This is a genomic window from Methylobacterium sp. 1973, from assembly GCF_040545035.1.
GTDB lineage: Bacteria > Pseudomonadota > Alphaproteobacteria > Rhizobiales > Beijerinckiaceae > Methylobacterium > Methylobacterium fujisawaense.
Window position 1 is genome coordinate 1 of sequence record NZ_JBEPLA010000032.1, and the last position, 8,013, is coordinate 8,013.

5 protein-coding genes and 2 pseudogenes are annotated in these 8,013 nt (G+C 58.4%); 3 read left to right on the forward strand and 4 right to left on the reverse strand.

Annotation, left to right across the window (positions count from 1 at the left end; translation table 11 throughout):
• Positions 1-93: 93 nt before the first annotated feature.
• Positions 94-561: pseudogene (locus tag ABIC70_RS28125) on the forward strand (IS3 family transposase); the annotation flags it as partial.
• A gap of 28 nt (positions 562-589) precedes the next feature.
• Here ABIC70_RS28125 and istA read toward each other — a convergent pair.
• Positions 590-1,642 (reverse strand): annotated as a pseudogene (istA, locus tag ABIC70_RS28130) (IS21 family transposase); the annotation flags it as partial.
• Between the two features lie 357 nt (positions 1,643-1,999).
• Here istA and ABIC70_RS28135 point away from each other — a divergent pair.
• Together ABIC70_RS28135 and ABIC70_RS28140 are read left to right on the forward strand one after the other, a co-directional pair.
• A protein-coding gene (locus ABIC70_RS28135) for an IS630 family transposase (RefSeq protein ID WP_354442382.1) occupies positions 2,000-2,961 on the forward strand; the annotation gives its coding sequence in 2 pieces (ribosomal slippage) (positions 2,000-2,351 and positions 2,351-2,961; 963 coding nt in all).
• A gap of 473 nt (positions 2,962-3,434) precedes the next feature.
• Complete coding sequence (locus ABIC70_RS28140; RefSeq protein WP_354442384.1) at positions 3,435-3,773, forward strand: hypothetical protein; 339 nt, start codon at positions 3,435-3,437, stop codon at positions 3,771-3,773.
• Between the two features lie 1,449 nt (positions 3,774-5,222).
• Here the strand turns inward: ABIC70_RS28140 and ABIC70_RS28145 are convergent.
• The 3 genes from ABIC70_RS28145 to ABIC70_RS28155 form a co-directional block, all read right to left on the reverse strand.
• A complete protein-coding gene (locus ABIC70_RS28145; RefSeq protein ID WP_354442386.1) occupies positions 5,223-6,266 on the reverse strand; it encodes an NAD-dependent epimerase/dehydratase family protein in 1,044 nt (347 codons plus the stop codon).
• A 136-nt stretch (positions 6,267-6,402) separates the two neighbouring features.
• Positions 6,403-7,071, reverse strand: coding sequence for a sugar transferase (locus tag ABIC70_RS28150; RefSeq protein ID WP_354442388.1), 669 nt, complete (start codon positions 7,069-7,071; stop codon positions 6,403-6,405).
• 808 nt (positions 7,072-7,879) lie between these two features.
• A partial coding sequence (locus tag ABIC70_RS28155; protein WP_354442390.1) for a transposase occupies positions 7,880-8,013 on the reverse strand: 134 nt, incomplete at its 5' end.

An 8,013-nucleotide genomic window follows, 5' to 3' on the forward strand; every position in this document is an offset into this window, starting at 1 on the left:
GAGGCGGAGGCACGCTATTATGCCCAAGCCGAGGTCCAAGCCTTGGCCGCCTGAGCCAAACCAAACGGCCTCCGGAAAACCCGGCGCGGTTCACTGGCCGATATCACCTACCTGCCGACCGGCGAGGGCTGGCTGTACCTGGCCGCCGTCCTCGATCTGGCCACGCGCAAGATCGTCGGTTGGTCGATGCGCGATCACATGCGCGCCGAGCTGAGCGTAGCGGCATTGATGATGGCCGCCCAGAGGCAGCGGCCGGCCGCCGGGCTGATCTGCCACTCGGATCGCGGCAGCCAGTACGCGGCCGAGGCCTGCCGGAGACAGCTCGCCGGTATGGGGGTGAAGCCGTCGATGAGCCGCACGGCTTGCTACTACGATAACGCCCCGATGGAGAGCTTCTTCCACACGCTCAAGGTCGAGCTCGTCCATCAGCGACGACGGGCGACCCGGGATGAAGCGCGGCGTGATCTGTTCGCTTACATCGAGGGCTACTACAATCGGCAACGCATCCACTCGGCACTCGGCTATCTCACGCCCGAGCAAGCCGAGAGGACCGCGAAATGATCTCCTTGTGTCCGCGACACCGAGGGAGGATCAGCCGCCACGGCACCGAGTAGGCGTTGCCGTCCACGCTGACCGCGCAGTCTGCCCCGACCCGGCGCACGAGATCGCGTGCGGCGGAGAACGGCGGCACGCCCGCCAGGGGCTGCAGCGCCCGGGCCTCGTCCCGGGCGAACCGCGCGCCCGGCGCCTCACCGGTCGTGCCGTGCGCGCGCCGGTCGGCCACATCCCGCGTCCAGGCATCGAGATGCGCCTCCAGGGGCGCAAAGCTCGCGAAGCGGTGGTCGGCCACAGCGTTCCTCTTGACGTAGCCAACGCCGCGCTCGTCCTTGCCCTTCGTGCGCGCCCGGTACGGGGCGCAGGCCCGCACCCGGAGGCCCCAATGCCGTGAGAAGGCGTGCAACCGCGGATGCAGGATGACCTCGCGGCTGACCGGGTCATGGTGCAGGACCAGGGCGCGGGCATTGTCGAGCAGCACCTCATGCGGCACACCGCCGAAGGCTTGAAAGGCGCTCTCCAATCCGGCGAACCAGTCCTCCTGCCGTTCGTGGCCGAAGGCGCGCACGTGCAGTCGACGCAAGTAACCGAGCGTCGCAACGAACAGCGAGACCCGGGTTGGCACACCGCCGATCTCGATCCGCCGCTCGCCGAAGTCGATCTGCATCTGCTCATCTGGCCGCGTCTCGAACCGCACGCTCGCCGTTGCGGCGATCACCAGGTCCCGCCGCAACGGCACCACAGCCCGTTCCACGGTGCGCAGGCTGACGTGGATGTCCTTCTCGTTGGCGAGGTCCTGGCGCACGAAGTCGGCGTTGCCGGCATGCTGCCGGAACCGTTCGGCCAACCAGTCCATCAAGCCGTCGAGCCGCTTCGATCGAGACGGCGTTTTAGAGGGACGCCAATCACCCTGACGGAGCCAGTGCTTGACCGTGTTCTTCGAACAGCCGAGCTCGGTCGCGATCCGCTTGGCACCCCAGCCCAGCGCCGTCAGCCACACCATCGCCGATACGTCGTCCGGCGTCTTCATCTCGGCCCTCCGCGGATCGTCCGTCCGCTGAAGAGCCTGATCTTCGTTCCTGATCATCTCAACCTCCTCGCTCATCGAGGGGGGCAGGTCCTCATGGCGTCAGGGGGGCAGTTTGCCGTGTCACCTGACTTAAGCTCGTTGCTCTGATTGCCACTGCTCGGAAGCTGATCACCATCCTCAACGCCATCCTGAGGGACGGAACGCCATGGCAAACCGCTTGACCGGCAAGACAGTCGCTCACGCGGCTCGGTCCACAATACCGGTCAGGTCATTCCTGGGTTTTAAATTGCACTCTTATCCACGGCTCATTCGCGGCTGAGATATGTAAGCGGCCTTTGAAGGCGAACTAGAGCCGTGCCCGGCGGTGTTGCGACAGGACGGTGGCTGGAGCGTCGACGGGTGAAGGAGCCAGCGATGCATTCACCGTTGTCTGTCGATCTGCGCGAGCGCGTCGTGGCGGCCGTGACAGAGGGCGCTTCCTTCCAACAGGCGGGGGCGCGGTTCGGGGTGAGCGTGTCGAGCGCCAGCCGCTGGTCGCAACGGTTTGCGCAGCAGGGTCACGTCGCCCCCAAACCGACGCACGGCGACGACCGCCTGCCGGCGATCGAGGAGCATGCGGATCTGATCCTCTCCCTCGACGAGGCCCGGCCCGAACGCTTCCTGCGCGAGTTGCGCGACGCCCTGGCCGAGCAGGGCGTGCAGACCAGCACGAGCGGGCTGTCACGCTTCTTCGCTCGCCATGGGATCACCCGTAAAAAGGGGCGCTGTACGCAACTGAGCAGGAGCGGGCTGACGTGAAGGCGGCGCGTGAGGCGTGGTTCGCGGCTCAGCCTGACCTCGACCCCGACAAGCTCGTCTTCCTCGACGAGACGGCGGCCGCCACCAACATGGCCCGCCGCTACGATCGCGCCCCGTGCGGCAAGCGCTGCCGGCTCCTCGTGCCCCAGGGCCATTACATAACGACCACTATCACCGTCGCTCTGCGCACCACCGGCCTGTGCGCCTTCGACCTCGCGGATGGCGCTACCAATGGCCAGCGCTTTCGCGACTGCGTCGCCAACCGCCTCGTCCCGGTGCTGCGGCCCGGCGACATCGTGATCCTCGACAACCTGCAAGCTCACAAGGTCAGCGGCATCCGCGAGCCGGTCGAGGCGGCCGGCGCCCGGCTGCTCTACCTTCCGCCCTATAGCCCCGAGTTCAACCCGATCGAACAGATCTTCGCCAAGCTGAAAGCCCTGCTGCGGAGCGCAGTCGCCCGCACCGTGCCAGACCTCTGGAACGCCATCCGGCACGCCTTCACCCGCTTCACCCCAGACGAGTGCCGCAACAGCCTCGCCGCCGTCGTCTACGACAACGACTTAGCCGTCGCTACGTAAGCGGGAAAGGCTCTAGACGAGGGTTCAATTCTCTCACGCGATGCAGAGATAGCTGAAATCCATCTTGGATCGAGCGACGCCGGCGCCGCCGGTCAACACCTCGAACTGATCAATCACCGATGGAAAGGCTGGCGCCGGTTGGCCCGCGCTCGAGTCTCGTCTGTCTTTAAAGCCATTTGTGTACCGAAAAGCCTGCAACCTTTATCATCTGCTCAGCTCTCCGAAAGCAGTATGGTGCCAGAAATCGCACATTTCGATCAGCGTTCTGCAATCAAATTCGGTAAGCGTATCGCCGGAGGACTACCTATACGGGCGATCCATCGTCGGACCAATTCGTTTTGGCTAGATCTCGTTCATGGCGGCCCGAAATGGCTTCGAAGCAATGGCGCATCGCCTCCTTCAGTCTTTCGATCTGTCTGAGCGGAGGTTTGGGTGGATGTCTGAGCTTGACGGTTTTGGAATCGAGCCCTTCCATGACGACCGTGGATCCCGCACCGGTGGCCGATCTCGATGACAGTAGGGCTCTCGAAGCGCCCCGCCGACGTCAGACCGGCAATGGCGTCGACCCGATAGCCGTGCTCGCTCATCGCACCCACGATCGAATGGGTGCTGCAGCCGTCACAACGGTCGAACGCCTGCCGGCCTTTGCGGCTGCGCCCTCGACGAACGAGCCGAAGTCGGCAGCTTCGCAACGGCGTATTCAGGCACCGCGCCGTCAGGTCAGCAACGCCGAGATTGCAGAGCGGGATCGTCAGGCGGAGATCCTCATTCGGCAGTCTGTTCGATCTATCTGCGAAGGATGTGAGAATTGAATGTTCGGCGTTCCGGCACTGAGACCGGGACTCGGTCGTGACATCAGAGCCGAGCGCGATTTTCAGTGAGCGTAGGCAACCTGAGACGTGCCTTGAACGATGACACAAACGACGCAGCCCGCGCCCGGACAATGATGGATCACAGGGCGGGTTGGGTCGTCGCCGGCCCACGGCACCATTGCGATCGAAGGCGACCCCATGTGGGGCCGAGGCCCTCTGGCCCACGAGATGCCGTTGAATTCTTCATCCTTGAGGCGCCGCTGGAATCAATTCACCACCCGGCCTAGCATTGCGACCGACAGGTGGCTTCTGTCGAGCTGGCTTGCAACCGAACAACACGATTCATCCGCGCACCAGCCAGCCTATCCAGTGACCCTGAGGGCTCTGGAGCCGGGCAATTGAGACCCATTCCCATGCCGTCCGGGGGGCAGTATACCTTCTGCAGTGGCAATCGAGCGGGCCAGTCGAAGCGGCTTCAGCATTGTGTCACGCCGCAGGATATACCGAGTGACGGGAGCTCGATTGTTCTCCGGCGAGCGATATTTTCGTCGGCTCGGTATCGACATGGAGCGTTAGATATGCGTAGTTAATCACCTGCTGAATAATAGAGTGTCTGGATTTGCGCCAAGCTCAGCCCGCACTTGAGGTTCAGGACAGCACCCACGGATCCCGATCTCGATCGGCTCGGGCTGCTGACGGTTTGATCATTGCGATTTTATTTATTGCGTCGATGCTACTGCTCTGCGCGACCGTACTATATATGACGATGCATCGCATCTTTCCGGCTATTGTCCCGCTACATGCATACAGATCTCTCGCTGTGTGGCATCGCTTTAGCTCGCTTGCGTTTCAAGAGATTCGATCTTGGCGCTGATTGATTTGAGCGAGCGGGGCCACTGTGATTGGCCTCTTTGATTGTTACTTGCGATTGCTGCGTTTACTTATAAAGTCGATGCTAACGGTCGAAATCTGACGAAATCAGCTTTGTGCGTCCATCTGAATCACGGGCTCTGAGGCCGGTGCCGTGCGAACAGATGACAGCTTCGGTATCCGATCTGTGCTCACGAGGCCAAAATTATTCGGTGACAATCTTGCCGTGATATCGACTGTAATCTGCGATACGACCGGCTGCTCATTGACACCAGCGCGAGTCAGGTGCAGTTCACCGCGCGCTGGGAGCAGTTTATATTTACCAAAATCGATTGACGCACAATGGCAAGGACGCAAAAGACTCCGTTATGTCGCCACAGACATCGGAGAGGTGACCAAAAGCCAAGCCTCATCTTTCGATCTTTGCGGTAGCGACCGCCGGTCACCTGCGGCCTTTATCGAAAAAACGGTGTTTCCATCCATGTAAGTTCGGCTCGGTAAAGTGGCTTCTGGGCACCAGAAGCCAGATTGCCTCGGATTTCGTCGGCGCTCCACAAATCGCGTTTGGCTTGGACCCGTTCACCGGACCGCACTCATATTGCCGCTCACATGCCGGTGCCCGAAACCGAGACCAGTGCCCTTCGTCGCTAAGAGGGAGCGATACCATTCGACCGTATGACAGCAAGGCGCATTACCGGCCCGCCCATCCCGGAGCGCCGTCTGGACGTCCGAGACGGCGCACCCAATCGACCGATGCGCCCGAAACGCGAGTCCTTTCTCAGCCTTGGCAAAGCTGACGCGATAGTTTCGACGATCTTCTCCGACACCCACATAGGAGATCGCTGGTGCAGCCTCACTCGCTAACCAGACTTGATATGCAATTTCCGAGATCTGGCAATTTTCACGCCCTATGTTGAACACTTGGCCGGCAATGGACCGATCAGGCGCATCAAGGGTAAGCAAAAACGCTCGCGCGACGTCCTCGACGTGAATGAGAGGGCGCCATTGTGCGCCATCTCCGACCACACTGATGCAGCCGAATTCATAAGCATCGAGCGCCATTTTATTGACAACTAAGTCGAACCGCATTCGTGGCGAAAGGCCAAAAACGGTACCATTCCGCAAGGATACGGTGGTGAAATCCGATCTGTTTCGGCTCAATACGACCTCTTCGGCTTTTGCACACGTCTCCGCATATAATGTGAGCGGCCGAAGCGTTGAATCCTCACTCACGTCGCTGCCAATATGCTCACCATAGACGGCACAGGAACTTGCAAAGAGATAGCGTTTGACCCCAGCCCGCTCAGCGAGCATCACCGAGGCGATCCGTCCCCGCTCATTGATCGAACGCGTTAGTTCGGCATCTAGGTCTCCGGACGGGTCATTCGACAATGCGGCTAAATCAACAACAATGTCGCAATCATCGAAAACTCCTGGCGGATAATTGCGGATGTCACACCGCAGAATCTCCATCGCGGGATGGTCTTGAAGGTTACGCAATGACTGATGCCCGAAAAAAAAAGCATCGATTGCTCGAACGCGGTAGCCGACATCCAGAAGTTGTGCGACGAGAACAGAACCGATGTATCCTGCGGCGCCAGTAACAGCAACTGTCTTCTGCATCGCGAAAACCTCGCTTGGAGCTACCGGATTTCGGGGCGCCGAGGCGCCAATATGTGCAGCCCGTCCCGGGGAACCTAGCATCCGATCTAATCTCAGGCGCGAACAAAAATCCGTTGCATTCATTTTAGATCGCGATTCAGTAAGCATCCAGCTTGAATGCGAGGCACATCAAAACGGTTTTCACGATAATCTTGAAATCAAGCATAAGGCTGGCGTTTGATACATACCAAAGATCGAGCGCAACGCGCTTTTCCATATCGGCAGAGCAAGGCGTTGCGCCCCGTGACCCACTAATCTGTGCCCATCCGGTGATACCGGGGCGCACATTGAACCGAGCATTGTAATTGGGGATTATTTTTCCATAGTAAATGTCGTGGGAAACAGCGTGGGGACGAGGTCCCACAATCGCCATCTCACACTTGATTACGTTCAGTAGTTGTGGAAGTTCGTCGAGACTGCTGCGTCTTAGAAATCTTCCGATCCGAGTTACGCGCGCATCGCTGCGACTCGCCTGTTGCACGATGGGTCCATTTTCTTGGACATGCATCGTACGAAATTTATATATATTGAATTTGCGACCCTTCAGTCCAGTACGTTCTTGCCGGAACAAAATAGGTCCAGGACTGTCGAGCGAGACCAAAATGGCGATCAAAACGAAAAGCGGCATAAGAAGGAGGATGGCAGCTGCCGCAACAGTTATATCGATTGCGACATGCGCGCTGTGCCGAATATTGGATGTGTGGTCAGCCCCCGTTCGAGCTTCAGGACCTGAGGTCACAAGCAACCCGTGTTCAGCAGAACTCATCGCTTAAGTCTCCTCGATCTATTTCACATAATCGATTGAGTCAAAGCGGCGTATTGAAAATATCCTCCCGGATTTATTTCATGTCACCCAAAAATAAATATAAAATAATGGCTTTTCGACGCGTGGTTGTATGTCGCCAATGAATAAAAGTATAATTTATTCTTCAATATCGCTTACATAAGCTTAAATTGTCCGTTTATTGTATTAAACTATTTTGAATAATACGGCTTCGCGCGAGATTGCACCATACGAACGCTGCGAGATACTATCGCTGAAGACTGCTGTTTGGCGTTTTCGCAGTTTCGGAATTTATTAGGAATGACTTCGCAACTCGACGTGTCCCCAGAACTCGCAAAAGCACAGGTGCGCGGCGCACGCTAATAGACAGCCCACTCTAGACATCCGGGCCGCATCTCAGACTTTGTGTGCGGCCTTGATAACGCGGCCGAATTCTCTATATCGGCTATCACGCCGTCTGGCAATAGGGTTAATTTTCATACATTGCTTGGATTTACTGGCGCTAAAAATCAGTTTTAGTAGATAAATGATTGATGTTTAGATTAGGTGTGCGGCCTATGAGGGATGGTCCATAGAAACGGCCAAAGTCATGTCAATGATGGCAGGATGACCAGTGCATACGCACCGTTTTCCGCTGCTGTGATAATACGAGTCTTGATAAATTCGGCTCGCGGATACACCATCAGATTATTATACTGTCACAAAGAATATGAAAACCGATATCGCGTGTTGAGCTCGGCGGAACCGACGGGCGTCTCTCTTCGCAGCTTTTGCTAGGGTGTGGACTCGATCAGCACCAGAAGGCGATGACGGCGGCCAGAGCGAGGGTCGAGGCGTAGTTGCGGGCGAGTTTGTCGTAGCGGGTGGCAATGCGGCGGAAGTCTTTGAGGCGGTTGAAGGTCGCCTCGATCCGCCAGCGCTCCC

What these genes read in the sequence shown, in the direction of transcription:
- ABIC70_RS28150 (WP_354442388.1), bottom strand. Translation starts at nt 7,071, where the DNA reads ATGAGTTCTGCTGAACACGGGTTGCTTGTGACCTCAGGTCCTGAAGCT.
- ABIC70_RS28140 (WP_354442384.1), top strand. Translation starts at nt 3,435, where the DNA reads ATGACGACCGTGGATCCCGCACCGGTGGCCGATCTCGATGACAGTAGG.
- ABIC70_RS28145 (WP_354442386.1), bottom strand. Translation starts at nt 6,266, where the DNA reads ATGCAGAAGACAGTTGCTGTTACTGGCGCCGCAGGATACATCGGTTCT.